The following is a 17,766-nucleotide window of genomic DNA, read 5'->3' on the forward strand; positions in this document are numbered from 1 at the left end:
TTTCCAACCCTTCCCTGCTTCAAGGGAGGGGTGGCGCGAAGCGCCGGGGTAGGTCACTCAGGGTCGGGCCACGAGCAGGCCAAGGATAGATAACGAGAGGGCCTGCCGGCCATCTTCAAGAAAGCAATATCATGGACAAAATACTACACTTTATTCACGCGGGCGGGTTCATCATGGTTCCGCTGCTGCTGCTCTCCATCGCCGCTCTGGCGGTGATCGGCGAGCGGATCGCGGCGTTCAGCCAGTTTGGCGACACGGCGCCGGGACTTCTCGACAAAACGATGTCGCTCTGCCGCGCGGGCAAGGATACGGAAGCGCTGCAAGCCTGCGAGGGCAGGCGCGGGCCGGTGGCGGCGTGTCTCACCGTCGTGCTAAAGCACGCGCATCAGCCGGTGCGGGAAGTGGAGCGTGTGGTGGAGGAGACCGGTCAGGATTACTTTATCCGTCTCGAACGGTTTCTGCCGGTGCTGGACACGGCGACGACGATCGCGCCCTTGATGGGCCTGCTGGGGACGATCCTCGGCATGATCGGCGCATTCAACGCCATCGCGGCGCAGCAGCATAGCGGCAGCAGCGACGCGGTGCTGGGCGGCGTCAGCGAGGCGCTGTACGCGACGGCGACGGGTTTGGTCATCGCCGTCGTCTGCTTCGTCGCTTATAACTACTTCGCTGCGCGCCTGCGAACGGTGACCGCCGAGACGGAACAGGCGGCGACCAAGCTGATCAACGTTCTGGTCGAGCGGCGCCATCAATCACACGCCGAACACGTGGGCCTGAACGGCGACGCTCCCATGAAAGAGGACACCCATGGAATTCAAGCGACGCCGCGAGCTTAAGCGCACCAAGATCGAGATCATCCCGATGATCGACACGATCTTCTTTCTGCTGGTCTTCTTTATGCTCTCGTCGCTCGCGCTCACACGCCTGAACGGACTGCCCGTGAACCTGCCGAAAGCGACGAGCGCAAGCAAGCAGCAGGCGAACGATCTGACGGTGACGATCGATAAGAACAAGCAAGTCTATCTCAACAAGACGCCCGTGGCGATGTCCCAGCTCGGCGCGGCTCTGCTGGCGAAGGCCGGCCCGCAGGCGGATCTGAATACAGCATCCGTCGTGATCAACGCCGACCTCACCGTTCCGCACGGCCTCGTCGTCGGCTGCATCGATCAGGCGCGCAAGGTCGGTATCAGCCGCTTCTCCATCGCAACCGATCCGGAGGCAGGCCATGGCTCCTAGCACGCTGGAACCGCCGACTCGGGAGCGGACTGTGTCCGAGGGTCTTGCGGAAGACCGGTCGGCCCGGCGGCTCGGCTGGGCCGTCGCGGCGTCGGTCGCCATCAATGGCCTGGTCTGGTGGCAGGCGGCGCGTATCCTTCCGCACGCCATATCCGCGCCCAGTGTTGTGGAGATCGCGCTCGTCGCCCCGCCAAAGCCAATGGCGCCGCGTCCCAAACCACCGAAGCCCGCAATCGTTCCTCCCAAGCGAACGCCGCCGAAACCGATCGCGCGCATATCGCCGCCGCCTGTCCATGTGACGCACACTCCGCCGCCCGTCGTGACGCCTCATCCCACGCAGCAGCCGACGCATCATGCGCCGCCCCCTGCCGCGCACAATCGCGTGCTAACGGCGCGTCCGGACCGGACGGTGTCCACCCCGCGGGATCACACGGCGCTCGCGGGCGGCAGCGCCAATATTGGGGTTCCCCTGCACAATCAAAACGCAGGAAACGCCCATACCGAGCCGCCGGTTACCCCAACGCCCGCGCCAACGCCGCCTCAGCCCGAGCCGCCCAAACCTGTCCCGACCAAGCCCACGCCACAGCCGGATCCGCCGAAACCGGACCCGCCCAAGCCAGCGCCCCCGGCAGGCCCAACCAAGGACGCCGAGCCGACCAATCAAGATAAGCCGGAGATCCCCGATGAGTTGAAACAGGATACGTTCAAGTCCTTCGTTCGCGTGCGGGTGGAGATCGAGCCCGACGGCAGCTTCACGCCGACCCTGCGCACGTCGTCCGGCAACGCGGAGATCGATAAACGAGTGCTCAGCGCCCTCAAGCGATGGCGCTGGAAGCCCGCGCTGCAAAACGGCGTCCCCATCCACAGCACACAGCTGTTCAAATTCGAGTTCGAGGTGGAGTAACGCGATGATTGAGAAAGCGACAATCAAGTCGTCTTTGTTACGGATCGATTTAGACAAAGCCGGGGCGACGGCGTCCCTCGCCTGCGCGGTTCATTGCGCGCTTATGCCGATCGTCATCACCCTGCTCCCGCTGCTGGCGCGCGATTTTTTCGCGGATAACCGCCTGGAATGGGCGATGCTCGGTTTGTCGGCCTTGCTGGGTTCGAGTAGTCTGTGTCTGGGTTACCGAGAGCACCGAAAGCGGCGCGCTCTGCTTATCCTGTCCCTAGGACTGACAGCCCTGGTCATGGGGCGAATCCTGGAAGAGCGGCGTTTCGAAACGGCCGGTGTCGTCGGAGTGGTCATGGGAGGATTCGCCGTCGCCGCCGCTCACTTTGTCAATCGAAAACTGTGCCGATCCTGCCGTGAATGCCGGGCAAACGATCCAAGCATGAGTGCTGATTGTTAAGACGAAGCCCATATTGGGCGGCTGTGGGACAGTTGTAATCTCGTATTAAGCAGGAATTCGCGGGCGCGCGTCGAATCTTGAAATCAAAGCAAGGGAGCAGGCGAGCGCCTTGCCAATATGCAAAGCGAGAGCAACAACACGATGCGTTTGACGAAGAACAGCACACTGGTCATGATCGGCGACTCCATCACGGACGCGGGCCGCGCGCAGCCGGCGGGCGAAGGCAACGGCGATGCGCTGGGACATGGATATGTCGCCCTGGTCGACGCGCTTCTTGGCGCCACCTATCCCTACCATCCGATCCGAATCATCAATAAGGGCACGAGCGGCAATACCGTCCGCGACCTCAAGCGCCGCTGGCAGGCCGACGTGATCGACCTCCAGCCGGACTTCGTCTCGATTATGATCGGGACCAACGATGTCTGGCGTCAGTTCGATTCGCCCAAGCAGGTCGACTCCCATGTTTACATCGAAGAGTACGAGGCCACCCTCAACGATCTGATCGCCCGGACCAAATCGTCCGGCGCCGTCGTGATTCTGATGACGCCTTTTTACATCGAGGCCAACCGCGACGACGCCATGCGCGCCCAGATGGACCGTTACGGCGAAGTCGTCAAGCGCCTCGCCCTCACCCACGACAGTGTCCTCGTGGACACCCAGGCGGCCTTTGACAGCATCCTCAGCCACATCTACTCCGCCACCATCTGCTGGGACCGTGTCCACCCAAACAAGATGGGACATATGGCGATCGCCCGCGCATTTCTGAATGCGGTGGATTTTGAGTGGTGATCGGCCCTCACCTTCGTTCCCTCTCCCGGAGGAGAGGGATGTCCAAAGATCAAGGCCCAAACGTTGCTGCGCACTAGGCGCTCAATTCGTTTGGGCCGATTGTTTTTCGTCTCAGGGTTACGAGAACCACGTTTTGGCTTCGCCCCTTGGACATCCCTCTCCTCCGGGAGAGGGAACGAGGGTGAGGGCTTAATTCCGCCCCAGCCGCGCCGCCAGCAGGCTGACCCCTAAACACAATCCCGTACTCAGCAGCACGAACGCCTTCACCTTCGCGTCATCCCCCACGAGAACGGCGTCGTAGATGGCGAGCGGCATCGTCTGGGTGACACCCGGCGTGTCTCCCGCCACCATCAGCGTGGCGCCGAAGTCGCCGAGTGCGCGGGCGAAGGCAAGGGTTGTTCCGGCGAGGAAGCCGGGCCAGGCAAGAGGGATGAAGATAAACCGGACCAGCGGCCATCCCGACGCGCCGTCGGTGCGCGCCGCGCCGACGACGTCCGCCTCCACCGCCGCCAGCGCCACGCGCGCCTGACTGACAAACAGCGGCAGGCTCGCGATGCACGCCGCCACCGCCGCCCCTTCCCAGGTGAACACCAGCGAATGCCCTGTCAGATGCTCATACCATCCCCCCAACGCACTCCGGCGCCCTAAACCGACCAGCAGCGCATACCCCAGCACCGTCGGCGGCAGCACCAGCGGCAGGTTCACCACGCCGATGGCGAGCTCCCGTCCCCAGAACCGGGCGCGAGCGAGCGGCCAGGCGATGAGGGAGCCGAGCAGGATGGTGAAGATCGTGGCGAGGCCGGCGACGCGTAGGGAGAGCCAGAAGGGGGACCAGTCCATTAGTACGCCCCGCGATTGTGAATGGAATTGGTAGTCTTCCAGGCGGAAAGAAGCCGGCGGTTGAAACCGCGCCTGCAATTGCGCAGAAGTCCACCTGCGTGGACTACATCGTCCTTAACGGTATCATTAATATGCCCGTCATCAAATATGTAACCCGCGCAGGCGGGTTTCTGCGCTCTTGCAGGCGCGGTTTCAACCGCCGGCTTCTTTGGCCTTCGAAATTTAACACTGGTCGTGTTCATAATGCTTACGCGACGCTACTCGTATCGCACGTCCGACTTTTTCATGACGCTGCGTCGTAATTACTTCTTCACCTTCACCACACTCGGCGTCAGATACCCATACTTCTTCCAAATCGGCTTCGCCGCCGGCGACACCAAAAACGCCAGAAAGGCGCGCGCTTTTGGATGGATATTGTTTTTCTTCACCAGCGCCGCGCTCTGAGCGATGGGTGAGTGCAGCCAGTCGGGAACAATGACGTAAGGGTTCTTCTTATCGTCGATCACCAGCGAAAGGGCCGTCAGCGCGACGTCGGCGTTGCCGCTTTGGGCGTATTGTAATGCCTGTCCAATGTTCTCCGCCTGCACCAGACGGCCCGTGACCGTCGTGTAAGTATTGGTCAAAGAGAGTTTCGCCGCCGCGCCGTAGGGTGCGAGGTCAGGATTGGCGATGGCGATCTTGGCGTACTTCGGATCGCTGAGATCCTGGATCTTCGTGGGATGGTTCGGCGCGTCCGCGCGGGACCAGATCACGAGGCGACCGACGGCGTAGGTCGCCTGCGTGCCTGCGACCAGCACCCCGCTTTTCACAAGCGAATCGACGGTCGAGGTATCCGCAGAGACGAAGACGTCGGCGGGAAGGCCCTGCTCGACTTGCTTCGCCAGCAGCTTGGTCGACCCGAACGTGACCACGACCTTGGTCTTTTGCTGCTTTTCGAACGCCGGGATGATCGCCTGGGTAAACACTTTCTGCAGGTTCGCCGCCGCTGCGACATGCAAATCCTGCGCCCGCGCGGCGCCCGCCGCCAAGAGCAGCCCCAGTATCGCCGCCATACCGACATACTTAACGCGCAAGAAGCACCTCCGTCGATTTGATCAATGCAAACGCTGTTACCCCGACATTCAGGCCCAGACGCTCCACGGACGAACGCGTGATCACCGAGACGATCTCCTGACCGCCCGGCAATTCGATCGTCACCTCACATAACACACCGTCGCCGTCGATCGATTTCACCACCCCGTGCAATTGATTGCGCGCGCTGATGCGCACCTCCGGCGCCGGCTCGGCGCTCCGAGCGCTTTCGAGCGGCGCATTCCCCAGCACCTGCCGGATGCGCGCGACAGCTTCCTCGTCGTAAAGACGCCAGCCGCGCCAGTCCCGTTCGGCCATGGGAATCCGTCCCGATTTCTCCCACTGAGCGAGGGTTTTGGGCGTGATTTGCAGCATTTGCGCCACCTGGGCGCGGGTCAATTTGATACTCATGGTGATAGACAGTCTGGGTAAAGTATACCCGAGGACGAATGCTTGTACTTACCGAGATTTTATGCGACAATGAATGTTCAAATGTTCACTCTCACGACCCCGCGACTGCTGCTGCGCGATCTGCGCCTGGAGGACTGGGAGGCGGTCCACCGCCTTCACGCCGATTCGGATGTCCAGCGCTATATGCTGCCCGGCCAGGGTACGGAGCGCTATACGCGCCGATTTGTCCAGGTCTCGATCGAGCATGCGGCGCAGGCGGTGCGGACGTTCTTTGGGCTGGCGCTGATCCGGCGCGAGGACGGCGCGCTGATCGGCACCTGTGTCCTGGGCGCGACGGGAATACGGCGGCAGGGCGCACGCGTCGGCTGGACACTGGGCAAATCGTACTGGGGCCAGGGCTACGGCACGGAGACCGCGAAGGCGCTGGTGGACTACGCGTTTGGGACGCTCGGGATCACCCAGATCTACGGCGAATGCTTCACCGGCAACATCGGATCGCGGCGCGTGATGGAGAAGGCGGGCCTGACGCTGCGTCCGCGCTCACTGTGGGCCGAGTACGCCGCCGGCCTGCGCTACGGCGATCTGCGTCCCATGCTGATCTACGCGCTGGATCACCGCGCGTGGAAGCCGTCCGGCGTGCTTCTCCCCGATTCCGGGAAACCATCCAGCGCTCGTCTCTCCGATTCCGGGAAGGCGTCGCCCGATCAGGTACAATAGGCAAATGGCAATTCCCACGATCAAGTTGAAACCCCAGCGGCCGGACCGTCTCACCCACCCCTGGATCTACGATAATGAAGTCGGCGCCGGCCCAGGAGCGGGCTTCACCAACGGCGGTCTGGTGCGCGTTCTGGACGCGCGCGGAAAGACGCTCGGTGTGGGCTATCTCAATAGCCAGAGCAAGATCGCCGTTCGATATTTGACGCGCAAGAACGTTCCGGTCGATGACGCCTTCTGGCGCGCCCGGGTTCAAGCCGCGTTCGATTACCGGGCCGCACGCTACGCCGCCGACGGCGGCGCCCCCCCCGCCTATCGATTGATCCATGGCGAGTCCGACGGCATTCCCGGCCTGGTCGTGGATATTTACAAAGACTACGCCGTCGCGCAGTTCCTCGCCCTGGGCCTGGAGCCCTGGCGCGAAGCGCTCGTCACCGCCATCGCCGAGATTACCGGCGTGCGCGGCGTCTACGAGCGTTCGGACAGCAACGTGCGAAAACTCGAAGGCCTGGAAATGCAGACCGGCGTGATCTGGGGCGAAGCGCCTCCAGACATCGTCGAGTTCGAGCATGACGGCTCCATCCTACTTGCGGACATCAAGACCGGCGGCAAGACCGGACTCTTCCTCGATCAGATCGACAACCAGCGCGCCGCCGCCCGCGAAGCCGTCGGCCGCACGGTCCTCAACTGCTTCTCTTACACCGGCCTGTTCAGCCTGCGCGCCGCTCGTCTCGGCGCAAAAAGCGTGATCGATGTCGAAAGCAGCGTTCCATTTAACGCCGTGAACGCCCAGCAGTGGGAGCGCAATGGTCTCGACGTTCCACACGAGATCGTTGCGGAGAACGTGTTCGATTATTTGCGAGCCCGCGATCGGTTCGCCGATAAGTTTGACATGATCGTACTGGACCCGCCCGCCTTCACCAAGAACCGCGCCAGCCGCGACGGCGCCATTCGGGGCTACAACGAGATCAACCGCACCGCGCTGCACTGCCTGCGCCCCAACGGGGTTCTGGTCACCTGCTCCTGCTCGCATCACCTGAGCACGGCGGAATTCCGCGAGATCGTGGAAAGCTCCGCCGCCGACGCCGGCCGCAGCCTCCGTCTGATTGCCCAGCGCGGCCAGCCGGCCGACCACCCCGTGCTGCTCTCCGCCCCCGAGAGCGAGTATTTGAAGTGTTTGATTTTGGCGGTAGATTAGGAACGGCCCGTTCTATCCAAGCCGTTGCTACGGGCGCCTCACCCTGTATGACCCACCCCCGGCCTTCGGCCGACCCCTCCCTTGAAGCAGGGACGGGTAATTAGGATTTTGTTATCGAGAGCGACTTTCGTCCGAGAATCTCTTTCCAACCCTTCCCTGCTTCAAGGGAGGGGTGGCGCGAAGCGCCGGGGTGGGTCATACAGGCGGCTGTAGGGAGAGCGCTGGCTGGATTCGCAAGTTGAACTTTGGCGGTAGATTAGGGAGAACGGACCGAACGTGAAAGTATTGGACGCCGTGGAGCAGGTGCTCGGCGAATCGGGTGAACCGCTGCATATTTTTGAGATCCATCGCCGCGTGGTGGCGGCGAATCTCTGGGACAGTCCGGGCAAGACCCCGGATCAGACCCTGCATGCGCGCATTGCCGTGGATATCAAGAAGAACCCGCAGACATCGCGGTTCCAGCGCACCGGACGCGGGATTTTTGCGCTGCGCAAGTGGGACCTGCCGGAGTATTCGCACGAGAGCGCGCGGACGGAAACAGCCCAAACGGTGGCGCCCGTGCTATACCTCGCCGATGTCGGCAAGACGCCGCAGACCCGGCGCGCCACGCGCCGCAAGCCAATCATCGAAGATTCGATTTTCGGAGATGACGACCTGGACGACACTGAATCGACGCCGCCGTCTCCGTTTCTCGCCTTCACCGACGCCGCCGAAAAAGTTTTGGAGCAGTCGCCCGGCAAAACAGCCATGCACTATCAGACCATCACCGCTGAAGCAAGGCGCTTGGGCCTGATCAACACGCAGGACCAAACTCCCGAAGCGACGATGTACGCGCAGATCCTTACCGAAATCGACCGACAGCACTTGCAGGGCGACCCGCCGCGCTTCAGCAAGCACGGCCGCGGCATGGTGGGCCTGAGCGCCTGGGAAGGCGCGGGGCTGCAATCCCAGATCACCGAGCACAATTTGCTGATTTCACAGCAATTGCAGACAAAGCTCGACGAGATGCCGCGCCCGGACTTCGAAAACCTCATCGCCGCGCTGCTCGTGGAGATGGGCTTCGAAAACGTCGCCCTCGACAAGCGCCTTTCCGAGGAGCATCTCGACCTGCGCGGAACCCTCGTCATCGCCGGGTCCGTCCGTATCGGCATGCTGGTGCGCGTCGTGCGCGACAAAAAAGACCTCAGCGCCACAATCGTCCAAAGCCTGCGCGGCTCCCTCGGCACCCACGAACAGGGCCTCGTCATCACCACCGGCGGCTTTGGCGCCGCCGCCACCCAGGAAGCCCAGCGCCCGAACGCGGTGCCAGTCGGTCTGCTGGAGGGTGAGCGTCTGGTGTCGCTTTTGATGCAGTATGAAGTCGGAGTGCGGCAGATCCCCTGTACGCTTTATGAGCTGAAGGGGTAGGCCCGTCTCTTTACCAACCCACACCCCAAAATCGACATTGTGTATATATGACATATCAAGAACAAAAAGAGCTCAGCAAGCATCTCTCTCTCGTCCTCCGCCACCGGCCCGAAAAGTATCACCTCACGCTCGACCCCGAGGGCTTCGTCCTGCTGGCAGATCTGATCGCCGGCATGCGGACGCTTGGCCGGTGGGCGCGGGTGACGGAAGAACAGATCCGGGAAGTCGTTCGGGATTCGGACAAGCAGCGGTATGAGATTGTTGGGGATAAGATCCGGGCGCGGTATGGACATTCGGTCGCGGAGGCGGTCTCGTATGAGCCGATCCTGCCGCCGGACATTTTATATCATGGGACATCGCGGCGCGTTTTGGATGCGATTCGATCGGAGGGACTGCGGCCGATGAACCGGCAGTATGTGCATCTGTCGAGCGAGATCGAGCAGGCGCGGATCGTTGGCGCACGGCACGATGCGCGGCCGGTGATCCTTACCGTGCGCGCCGGGGAGGCCCACACCGCAGGAGTGAAGTTTTACAATCCTGAGCCGAGACTGTACCTCGCGGATCTGGTTCCACGGGAATTTATCGACTTCGGCGAGGCGTGATCTTCGCGGTCAAAGCGCGCCTCTTACGATGAGGAGCGGCCTTCGCGCTCGATACTGATCGGCCCCTGGAGTCCCGTCAATTCGGCGGCGTTGCGGATCTTCTCCAGCGCCAGAGCCGTCAGGCGCGTTCCCGCGCACACAAGGCTGGCGCCCTCGGCCGAGACGACATCCGTGGCGAGCTTTTGTCCCATGCGCAGATCCTTGACCGCGACGGTGAGTGTTTGGACAGCACTTGTGGGGACGATGGCGCCGGCGCTGAAGCAGGCGGCGGCGGCGTCGAGGATTTTCGGATCGTAATATCCCGCGCGCTTACGCATCATGATGTACGCGCCCGCTTGAGAGAGACTTCCCGATTCGAGCTCCGCCAGATCCGTCAGGACGCGCAGCATGCGCGCTCCAAGAGGGATCTCTGCCCCTGAAATCTTGTTGTCCGGAAACCCAGTTCCATCAAAATTCTTGTTCTGATACAAAACGATCTTCGCGACCGCCTCCAGGCGGGGGATGTTGACAATCAGGCCATGACTGATCTCGGGGGAACGTTTCAGGAGCCCTTCCTCGATCGGTCCAAGCGCCTGCCCCTTACGCACTTTATAAAGCGTGGTCGGCGGGATCGTCACCATCCCGATCTGCGCCAGCATGGCGCCCAGTTCAAAGCGCCAGAGCTGGTCCTGCCCCAGAGCGATCGCCAGCTGGCGCATGCTGGCCTTCAGCGCCTGCGCGCGGCCGAAGATTTCCGGATTGACGGTCGACAGGATATCCAGCATCACCTTGATGCTGCCCTGAAGCGTCTTCTCCAAAAGATCGCGCTCCGCGACTTGTAGATTGTACTGCTTGACGCCCGCTTCGAGGGATGCGAGCATGTTGTCCGGAGGGACGGGTTTGGTCAGGTAGCGGAAGATGCTCCCGTGCTCCAGAGCATCCATGACGCTTTTCAATCCGGCGTTGCCGGTCAGAACCATGCGGACCGTGTCCGGAGCGATCTCGTTGGTTCGCGTCAGAAACTCAATCCCTCCCATGACGGGCATCTGGATATCCGTGACAACGACGCTGTACGGGCCGCATGTCTTAATTTTTTCCAGACCTTCGGCGCCGCCCGACGCAATATCCACCTGAACATGCTTGTGCAGGGCGCGCTGGTAAGCGGTCAGGATCGCGGGATCATCGTCTACAAATAAAACTTTATCAGGCATGGTCGCTAAGTTCCGTTAATCTTAATTTGGGCGTTTTGAGCGAGAAGAATAGCTTTTTACGCCGCGCACGCAAGCAGGGCGTCCTGGGCGGAGTGCGCGATCACCGCATCGACGACTGCGGGAGGGAGTCCCCAAAGACCGAGTAGGTAACCACCGACTTCACCGTGCGTGGCGCCGAAGACTTCCCGCTCGGCGGCGCTCCATCCCAGAAGCGGCGCCCGTTCGCGGACTTGCGCATACGCCTCCGGCATTTGGGAGGCAAGGACAAGTTTGCCGCAGTCGCGGAGCAGTTCCGCCGTCACGGCGGCCTGTACGGCGCGCGCGTCCAGCCCCTTGGCCTGCGCGCGCGCTTCGGCGCGCGCGGCGCCGTCCCGACTGCTCGCCCAGAGCGCGTCACGCCAGGCCATTTCCTGGGAATCGCCCGCATAAGGCTCGAAGACCTGACAGCTCAGTGTCAGAGATTTCATTGTGTCGGCTCCCAGCAGGACGACGGCTTCGGCGGGGCTGCAAACAATACGCGGCAGGCCGAAGAACGCGGAATTGACGAGTTGAAGCACCTTGGCGCTCATGCCCAGACATCCGGCGACCGTCTGTCCCACCTTTTGCAAGGGCGCGCCGTCCGACGTCAGTTGTTCACACAGTTCGGCGTAAACGACGGGATTGACCGGCAGCGACTTGAGACTGGAGGCCACGGCCTGGGCGCCAGGGCTGCTCACGCCATCGCGCAGCAGACAAGCCCGCGTAATCGTCGCCTTGATCACTTCCGCCTCGCACGGTTTCGAAAGAAACTGATGGGCGGCGGTGACGGCCTCCAGGATAAATTCTTTCTCGGACTGTCCCGACAGGATGATCCGAATGACCTCCGGATGCCGGTCGCGGACGGCGCTGAGCAGCTGCGAACCGCTCATACCGGGCATACGCATGTCGGAGACAACCACATCGAAGCGGTGTTCCGCCATCATCTTCAGAGCGGCGGCGCCACCCTCAGCAAACTGAACGCTCCACACATCGCGCAATGGGCGCAGCATCCGCTGCAATCCCTGGAGCACATTGGGCTCATCGTCCACAAATAAAATTTCGCGTTTCATGCCGCCTCCGATTGATGATTCTGACTGTCGCCGATCGGAAGACGGATGGAAAAAGCCGTTCCCTCGCCTAGCGCCGTCTCCACGTTGATCGTTCCGCCGTGGCGCTCGATAATGACCGCTCGGGAGATGGACAGCCCTTGTCCGGTGCCCCGCCCGACTTCCTTGGTCGTAAAGAACGGATCGAATACCCGGTTCTTGACTTCTTCACTCATACCACTCCCCGTATCCGCGATCCGGATTTCCACCCAGTCGCCGTCCCGTATCGTGCGGATTCGAATTTCGCCCTTGTCTCCATTGGACCCGACCACATCGCCAATGGCGTGCGCCGCATTAACAACCATATTCAGAATGACCTGGTTCAGCTCCCCAGGCAGGCAAGAGACCAGCGGCAGGTCGGGATCGAGATCCAGCGTCATTTCGGCGACATATTTCCACTCGTTGCGGGCGACCGTGACCGTACTGTCGATCGTTCGATTGATATCGACCGGCGTTTTCTCCGTGGAGCCGGGATGCGAGAAATCCTTCATGGCGCGCACCAGATGGGCGACACGCTCCACGCCTTCGAGAGACTGCGCGATCGCCGTCGGAATTTCCATCATCAGATAAGGAGCGTCGGCGTCGGCGAGCGCTTTCTTCGCCTGCTCCAGCCGCGCGGCTGGCGCGCCGGCGGTCTCAGCGATATCGAGCAGCTGCTCGTAGCAATCGACCATCCCTTTGAGATCCCGGAACGCATCGCCCAGAAACCGAGTATTGTCTCCCACGTATTGGATCGGCGTATTGATCTCATGGGCGATGCCCGCCGCCAACTGCCCGATGGACTCCAATTTCTGGGACTGCGCCAGCTGGGTCTCTAAAATCTGCTGTTCGGTGATATCCGTTCCCAGGATCAGCAGCCCATCATGCGATCCGCCTCCCGGAAACTGGATCGGCGTAATTCGGAGTTGAAGGACGCCTTCACTTCCATCGACACGCTTGAAGTGGACATGTTCGAGAGAGCATGTCTCGCCAATCTCGCGGCACTTGCTCACCGCTTCCGCGATCTGCTCCCAGCGCCACGATACGCCGCAGCGCTCCAGCGGCTCTCCCAGGGCGTCTGCGGAGACGATCCCAAAGGTGCGACAGGCCGTGGCGTTCCACGTGGTGACAACGCCATCGGAATCCACCCCAATCAGAAGTGACGGAATGGATGCAAAGATCACTTCCGTTTCGGCGGTGATGCGCTGAAGCTCTTCCTCGGCAAGCAGCCTTTCGGCGATCTGCTGCTGAAGCTCTCGATTGGTCTGCGTGCTTTCGTCGGCGCGGCGCCGGTTCGCAAGCGCCAGCGCGGCCAGCCACGCCAGCAGAAGGGAGACCCCGGCTCCCGCAGCAAACGCCAGCGGCGCATAACTGCTCGTCACCGCGTCGGCCCTGCTCGCGCTCGGCCAGAGACGCGTCCGCAGGATCTGGCCGCCGTACGGAGCCGTCGCCTCCTGCATCCACTCCGCCTGTGCGCGGGTCGGCGCGCGCTCCCCACGATGAAAAATCTCCTCATTTCCGGCGTACACGGCAAGATCGCAGCCAGGGGCCAGATGCTGAGAAACGGACTGGATTTCAAGATTGGTGTCGAAGCAGGCGACAAAGTACCCTTCGAACCGTCTCTGATGCGACAGCGGCAGAACCACTTGCAGCGATGGGTGATCGAGTCCATGCTCGCGACAAGGCAGGACGATCGGCGTTCCCAAATTTGTCGCCGTCAAGAGGTCGCTCCGCTCCGACGTTGTCAGATGGGAAAAGAGAACCCGCCCTGGCGTTCGAGTAGGGTCGCTGCCAGGTGACTGCTCTAAGGATTGTCGCACCCGCGCATCGCGATCCGTCAGTACAATCGAGCGGCACTCGGGATAGTTGTTTTCATACAGTCGCGCGTCGAACCGCCACTCGGCGGACGTCGGTTCACCCCATTGCTCCCAGCGCGCCGCAAATGCGGAAAAATTCCGCAAACGCGCCTGAAGTCGAGTTGCAATCTCACGCTGCGCGCTGACAACCGTGCGCTGGTTGTCATCCGCGAACCGGATACGGTTTTGATGCGCGACGACCAGCCAGAGGCCCGCCGCGACCGACCCGGACGCCAAGAAGACCAGGCAGGGCAGCCCCCACCAATATTTCCGCATCACGCCGCCTGGCGCAATCATATCTCCAAACTGTATCCGCCGCATGAGACCGCCTGTCGGCCGACCTCTCCCATAAACACCAGGAAAGACAGCGTCAAAATTTTGACTTACGGTCTATATATCGGCAGATGTGCGAGGAAAATGGAGTGCGAAACGGAATGGGGCGACGCGCGCATAAAAAACGCCGGGATAAAATATCCCGGCGGACTACTTGTGATGAGAGGGCAATTACTTATCGATATTTTCTTCCGCGTTCTCGCCGTTATCGACGATATCACCGTCCTTAAACAGGATACCTTGCAGGGTCTCACGCCATTGCGGCTTGCGGCGCAGCAAAAACTCAAGGTCCATTCCGAAGTGCTTGAACTCTTCTAACTGCGCATTTTGCATGATAGCGGCGGCGTCTTTGTCTTTCTCCACGGAAATCCTCTGCTCGTACCAGTTGATCGCTTCCGCTTCTTCTCCAAGCGATGCGATCATACGCGCGAACGTACGTACTTCGTCCGACAATTCATTGGCCGGTTCATGATATTGGTCAAAACCCATGGGCGATCCTCCATCCGTCGATAGGATCATATACCCACGATTGAGGTCAAACGCGCACACGCAGGCGGCCGGGGCTTTCCCCAGTCACCGCCTTGACACGCCGGCTGAGATGGCTCGCCGAATGGTAACCGCACAGACTGGCGATCGAATCCAGGGTGAGCGTCGTGTGGTGCAGCTGGGCGAGGGCGCGCCGAAGACGGATTTTCGCCAGACGGTCCATGGGCGTCTGCCCGCGCAGGCGCGCGAAGTGCGCGTGCAGGGAGGACGGCGATGCGCCGATCCGACGCGCAATCTCCCCCACTGTCAGCTTCTCTCGGTAATGCGTTTCCATGATCTGCTCCGCCGCCGCCACGATCGCTTGGCCCGAAGACGCCGTCTCATGATTTTCACGCGACAGCAACAGATTCATCTGGTCGTAGAGCAAGCACAGCATCTGCTCGCGATCGGAGTTCCGTGCTCCCCATTCCTGAAGCACAGTCTGGCAGACCCGCTCCAGACTCTTATGCTCATCGTCGTAACATAGTCGCGGCCAGGATGCGGCCGTATCGGAATCGACCCACAGATAATAGGTAAGATAGGCAGTAGTCGCAAAGTCCGCATGTCGTATGCGCGGCGGATGGATAATCACCATGCCGGGATGCATCGCGAAACGCTCCGTCCCCTGCTGACAGACGATATGTCCGCCGCGAAGATACATGACCTCCCAAAACTGATCCTCATGAAACGGGTGATCCTGCCCCGCTCCGGCAATATGGACTCCGGCATTTCGAAAAGGGATTGGAGGCTGGTGCAATAATTTTCCATTGGGGTGCATTGCGCATCGTAGCACGTCCGAGTAGAATTATCAAGTCGTATCGCAGGAAATCAACTATGAAATCATCGCCACTCTTATGCACCGTTCTCCTCGTTTTCCTTACCCTCGGATGCGCCAACGCGGATACCGTCTGGCTGTCGTCGCTGGACCTTACCAAGGCGACTCAAGGCTATGGAAATCCACAGGCGGATAAGACGGTGGACAGCAAGCCTATCACACTCGCCGGACAGGTCTTCGACCATGGCTTTGGAACACATGCGCCCGGACTGCTGACGGTGGACGTGAATGGAGCCACGAAATTCACGGCGAGCGTGGGCGTGGACGATGAGATCGCGAACGATATCGGAAGCGTGGAGTTTCAGGTGCTTGGCGATGGGCGCAAGATCCTGTGGCGCAGCGGCGTTCGCCGCAAAGGTCAGCCGCCCGTAAAGGCTGATATCGATATCGCGGGTCAAAAGCAAATTGTCCTGTGCGTCACCACCGGCGGCGACGCATTCAACTACGATCACGCCGACTGGGCCGATGCGCAGTTTACGTTTCAGGGAACGGCGCCCAAAACTGCGTCCATCACAACGACCGACCCTGTAATCTCCATGGCCCCCGCTGCGGGGACGCCGGTGATCCGTCCGCCGTTCGTCCTCGGGACAAAGCCCGGGGCGCCGCTGGTCTGGACGATCGCGGCAACGGGACGGCGGCCTCTGTCCTACTCCGCGACGGGGCTTCCAAAGGGGCTTTCACTGAATGCCGCAACGGGAACAGTGACAGGATCGATTACAAAAGCCGGCGACTACCGAGTGCGCGTGCGCGCCTCGAACGCCGAGGGGCGCGATGAGCAAACCATTCGGATCGTCGCTGGCAAATCGCTTGCGCTGACGCCGCCCATGGGATGGAACAGTTACGATTGCTTCGGCCAGAGCGTCGCCGAAGCTGAGGTGCTGGCGAACGCGGGCTATCTGGCGAAGGAAATGCAGCCGTTCGGCTGGGAATACGTCGTGGTGGATTACCGGTGGTACGAACCGGACGCCGCCAAGCAGCCGCTGAATGGGCATGAAGGCGAAGCGCTCGATATGGACGCTTTTGGCCGTCTGATCCCGAACGCCGCGCGGTTTCCATCAGCCGCCAACGGCGCCGGCTTCAAGGTGCTGGGCGAGAAGATCCATGCGATGGGCTTGAAGTTCGGCATCCATATCATGCGCGGCATCCCACGCAACGCCGTGAAGGCGAACCTGCCGATTGAAGGATCGAAGCTCCATGCGGCCGACGCCGCGAACACCACGGACAACTGCCCATGGCTTGCGGACATGTACGGCGTGCGCGGCGACACGCCCGCCGGGCGCGCTTACTACAACTCGATCTTCAAGCTCTATGCGTCCTGGGGTGTGGATTATATCAAGATGGACGACACCTCGCTTCCCTATCATACTGCGGAGATCGAAGCCGTTGACGGCGCGATTGAGAAATGCGGGCGCGCCATCGTTTACAGCCTTTCGCCGGGGGAGACGCCGATCGCCAGCGCGGCTCATGTCGCATCGCACGCCAACCTCTGGCGCGTGTCGAACGATTTCTGGGATCGATGGGAGACGCTGGACCATGAGTTCACGCTCGCCGAGCGATGGAAGGGTTCCGTGGGACCAGGACACTGGCCCGACGCCGACATGCTGCCGCTGGGTCATCTCTCGGTCGCCAATCGCAGCGTCGATCCAGACCGCCAAACACGCTTCAGCCGCGCGGAACAGGTGACGCTCATGTCGCTCTGGTCCCTGCTCCCCTCGCCGCTCATGGTCGGCGGCAACCTGCCGGACAACGATCCGTGGACGCTCGCGCTGCTGACAAACCCCGAAGTACTGGCCATCAATCAAGACGCCGCCGGCGCGGCGGCGACACTCACCACGCGTCACGACAACCTCGATATCTGGACAAAGCCGCTTGCCGACGGCTCTCAGGCAGTGGGGATTTTCAACCGTGGGGATTTCGACCAGGACACGTCCGTAACGCCCAGCGACCTTCATCTGTCGGGGAAATGGACCGTCCGAGACTTATGGAAGCACGCAGACCTGGGTCCGCTCGGCGAGGCCATGCCCCTCTCCATCCCGGCGCACGGGGCGGCGATGCTGCGGATTCGCAAGCAATCCACACAAAAAAAGGCTGGCGAATGATGCGTTTTGATTCTTTAATGACGCAATCGATCCGGAAGGCGCTGGCGGTTAAAACCGCGCCTTAAAAAGCGCAGAAGTCCGCCTGCGCGGACTACATAATCCTTGGCGATAACCGCTTATGTGAGCCTCATATTGGGCGGAGCCGTTCCTGATAATGTAACCCACGTAGGTGGGTTTCTGCGCACTTGAAGGCGCGGTTTTAACC

Annotated in this window: 18 protein-coding genes; 10 read left to right on the forward strand and 8 right to left on the reverse strand. The window is 61.3% G+C overall.

What is annotated here, in order from left to right; genetic code table 11:
- Positions 1-131: 131 nt before the first annotated feature.
- The 5 genes from ABIZ35_RS19745 (at position 132) to ABIZ35_RS19765 (ending at position 3,377) form a co-directional block, all read left to right on the forward strand.
- Entirely contained in the window at positions 132-836 is a 705-nt protein-coding gene (locus ABIZ35_RS19745; RefSeq protein ID WP_348221637.1) for a MotA/TolQ/ExbB proton channel family protein, read from the forward strand.
- Positions 808-1,236, forward strand: a complete 429-nt coding sequence (locus tag ABIZ35_RS19750) for a biopolymer transporter ExbD (RefSeq protein ID WP_348221638.1) — start codon at positions 808-810, stop codon at positions 1,234-1,236. The genes ABIZ35_RS19745 and ABIZ35_RS19750 overlap by 29 nt, the downstream gene beginning before the upstream one ends.
- Complete coding sequence (locus ABIZ35_RS19755; protein ID WP_348221639.1) at positions 1,226-2,140, forward strand: energy transducer TonB; 915 nt, start codon at positions 1,226-1,228, stop codon at positions 2,138-2,140. The genes ABIZ35_RS19750 and ABIZ35_RS19755 overlap by 11 nt, the downstream gene beginning before the upstream one ends.
- 4 nt (positions 2,141-2,144) lie before the next feature.
- The gene (locus ABIZ35_RS19760) at positions 2,145-2,588 is read left to right on the forward strand and encodes a MerC domain-containing protein (protein WP_348221640.1); all 444 of its coding nucleotides are present in this window, start codon (positions 2,145-2,147) and stop codon (positions 2,586-2,588) included.
- Between the two features lie 141 nt (positions 2,589-2,729).
- Positions 2,730-3,377, forward strand: a complete 648-nt coding sequence (locus tag ABIZ35_RS19765; protein ID WP_348221654.1) for an SGNH/GDSL hydrolase family protein — start codon at positions 2,730-2,732, stop codon at positions 3,375-3,377.
- A 189-nt stretch (positions 3,378-3,566) separates the two neighbouring features.
- On the opposite strand, the gene modB is transcribed toward ABIZ35_RS19765, so the two are convergent.
- The 3 genes from modB to ABIZ35_RS19780 form a co-directional block, all read right to left on the reverse strand.
- A complete protein-coding gene (modB, locus tag ABIZ35_RS19770; protein ID WP_348221641.1) occupies positions 3,567-4,217 on the reverse strand; it encodes a molybdate ABC transporter permease subunit in 651 nt (216 codons plus the stop codon).
- Positions 4,218-4,519: 302 nt separating this feature from the next.
- A complete protein-coding gene (gene modA / locus ABIZ35_RS19775; protein WP_348221642.1) occupies positions 4,520-5,290 on the reverse strand; it encodes a molybdate ABC transporter substrate-binding protein in 771 nt (256 codons plus the stop codon).
- On the reverse strand, positions 5,280-5,699 hold the full coding sequence (locus ABIZ35_RS19780; protein ID WP_348221643.1) for a TOBE domain-containing protein: 420 nt from the start codon (positions 5,697-5,699) through the stop codon (positions 5,280-5,282). The genes modA and ABIZ35_RS19780 overlap by 11 nt, the downstream gene beginning before the upstream one ends.
- Positions 5,700-5,780: 81 nt before the next feature.
- Between ABIZ35_RS19780 and ABIZ35_RS19785 the strand changes: the two genes are divergently transcribed.
- The 4 genes from ABIZ35_RS19785 (at position 5,781) to ABIZ35_RS19800 (ending at position 9,620) form a co-directional block, all read left to right on the forward strand.
- Complete coding sequence (locus tag ABIZ35_RS19785) at positions 5,781-6,416, forward strand: GNAT family N-acetyltransferase (RefSeq protein WP_348221644.1); 636 nt, start codon at positions 5,781-5,783, stop codon at positions 6,414-6,416.
- A gap of 4 nt (positions 6,417-6,420) precedes the next feature.
- Positions 6,421-7,611, forward strand: a complete 1,191-nt coding sequence (locus ABIZ35_RS19790; RefSeq protein WP_348221645.1) for a class I SAM-dependent rRNA methyltransferase — start codon at positions 6,421-6,423, stop codon at positions 7,609-7,611.
- A gap of 276 nt (positions 7,612-7,887) precedes the next feature.
- Positions 7,888-9,018, forward strand: coding sequence for an HTH domain-containing protein (locus tag ABIZ35_RS19795; RefSeq protein WP_348221646.1), 1,131 nt, complete (start codon positions 7,888-7,890; stop codon positions 9,016-9,018).
- 47 nt (positions 9,019-9,065) lie between these two features.
- Complete coding sequence (locus ABIZ35_RS19800) at positions 9,066-9,620, forward strand: RNA 2'-phosphotransferase (protein ID WP_348221647.1); 555 nt, start codon at positions 9,066-9,068, stop codon at positions 9,618-9,620.
- 23 nt (positions 9,621-9,643) lie between these two features.
- On the opposite strand, the gene ABIZ35_RS19805 is transcribed toward ABIZ35_RS19800, so the two are convergent.
- The 5 genes from ABIZ35_RS19805 to ABIZ35_RS19825 all read right to left on the reverse strand — a co-directional run bounded on the left by ABIZ35_RS19805 (position 9,644) and on the right by ABIZ35_RS19825 (position 15,384).
- On the reverse strand, positions 9,644-10,810 hold the full coding sequence (locus tag ABIZ35_RS19805; protein ID WP_348221648.1) for an HD domain-containing phosphohydrolase: 1,167 nt from the start codon (positions 10,808-10,810) through the stop codon (positions 9,644-9,646).
- 56 nt (positions 10,811-10,866) lie between these two features.
- A complete protein-coding gene (locus ABIZ35_RS19810; RefSeq protein WP_348221649.1) occupies positions 10,867-11,898 on the reverse strand; it encodes an HDOD domain-containing protein in 1,032 nt (343 codons plus the stop codon).
- Entirely contained in the window at positions 11,895-14,090 is a 2,196-nt protein-coding gene (locus ABIZ35_RS19815) for an ATP-binding protein (protein ID WP_348221650.1), read from the reverse strand. The genes ABIZ35_RS19810 and ABIZ35_RS19815 overlap by 4 nt, the downstream gene beginning before the upstream one ends.
- A gap of 183 nt (positions 14,091-14,273) precedes the next feature.
- Complete coding sequence (locus ABIZ35_RS19820; protein WP_348221651.1) at positions 14,274-14,591, reverse strand: hypothetical protein; 318 nt, start codon at positions 14,589-14,591, stop codon at positions 14,274-14,276.
- Between the two features lie 46 nt (positions 14,592-14,637).
- Positions 14,638-15,384 (reverse strand): AraC family transcriptional regulator, encoded by a 747-nt coding sequence (locus ABIZ35_RS19825; protein ID WP_348221652.1) that lies wholly within the window; start codon positions 15,382-15,384, stop codon positions 14,638-14,640.
- Between the two features lie 77 nt (positions 15,385-15,461).
- Here ABIZ35_RS19825 and ABIZ35_RS19830 point away from each other — a divergent pair, with 77 nt between their 5' ends.
- Complete coding sequence (locus tag ABIZ35_RS19830; protein ID WP_348221653.1) at positions 15,462-17,561, forward strand: NPCBM/NEW2 domain-containing protein; 2,100 nt, start codon at positions 15,462-15,464, stop codon at positions 17,559-17,561.
- Positions 17,562-17,766: the final 205 nt, after the last annotated feature.

It is taken from the genome of Capsulimonas sp. (assembly GCF_039929585.1).
Taxonomy (GTDB): domain Bacteria; phylum Armatimonadota; class Armatimonadia; order Armatimonadales; family Capsulimonadaceae; genus Capsulimonas.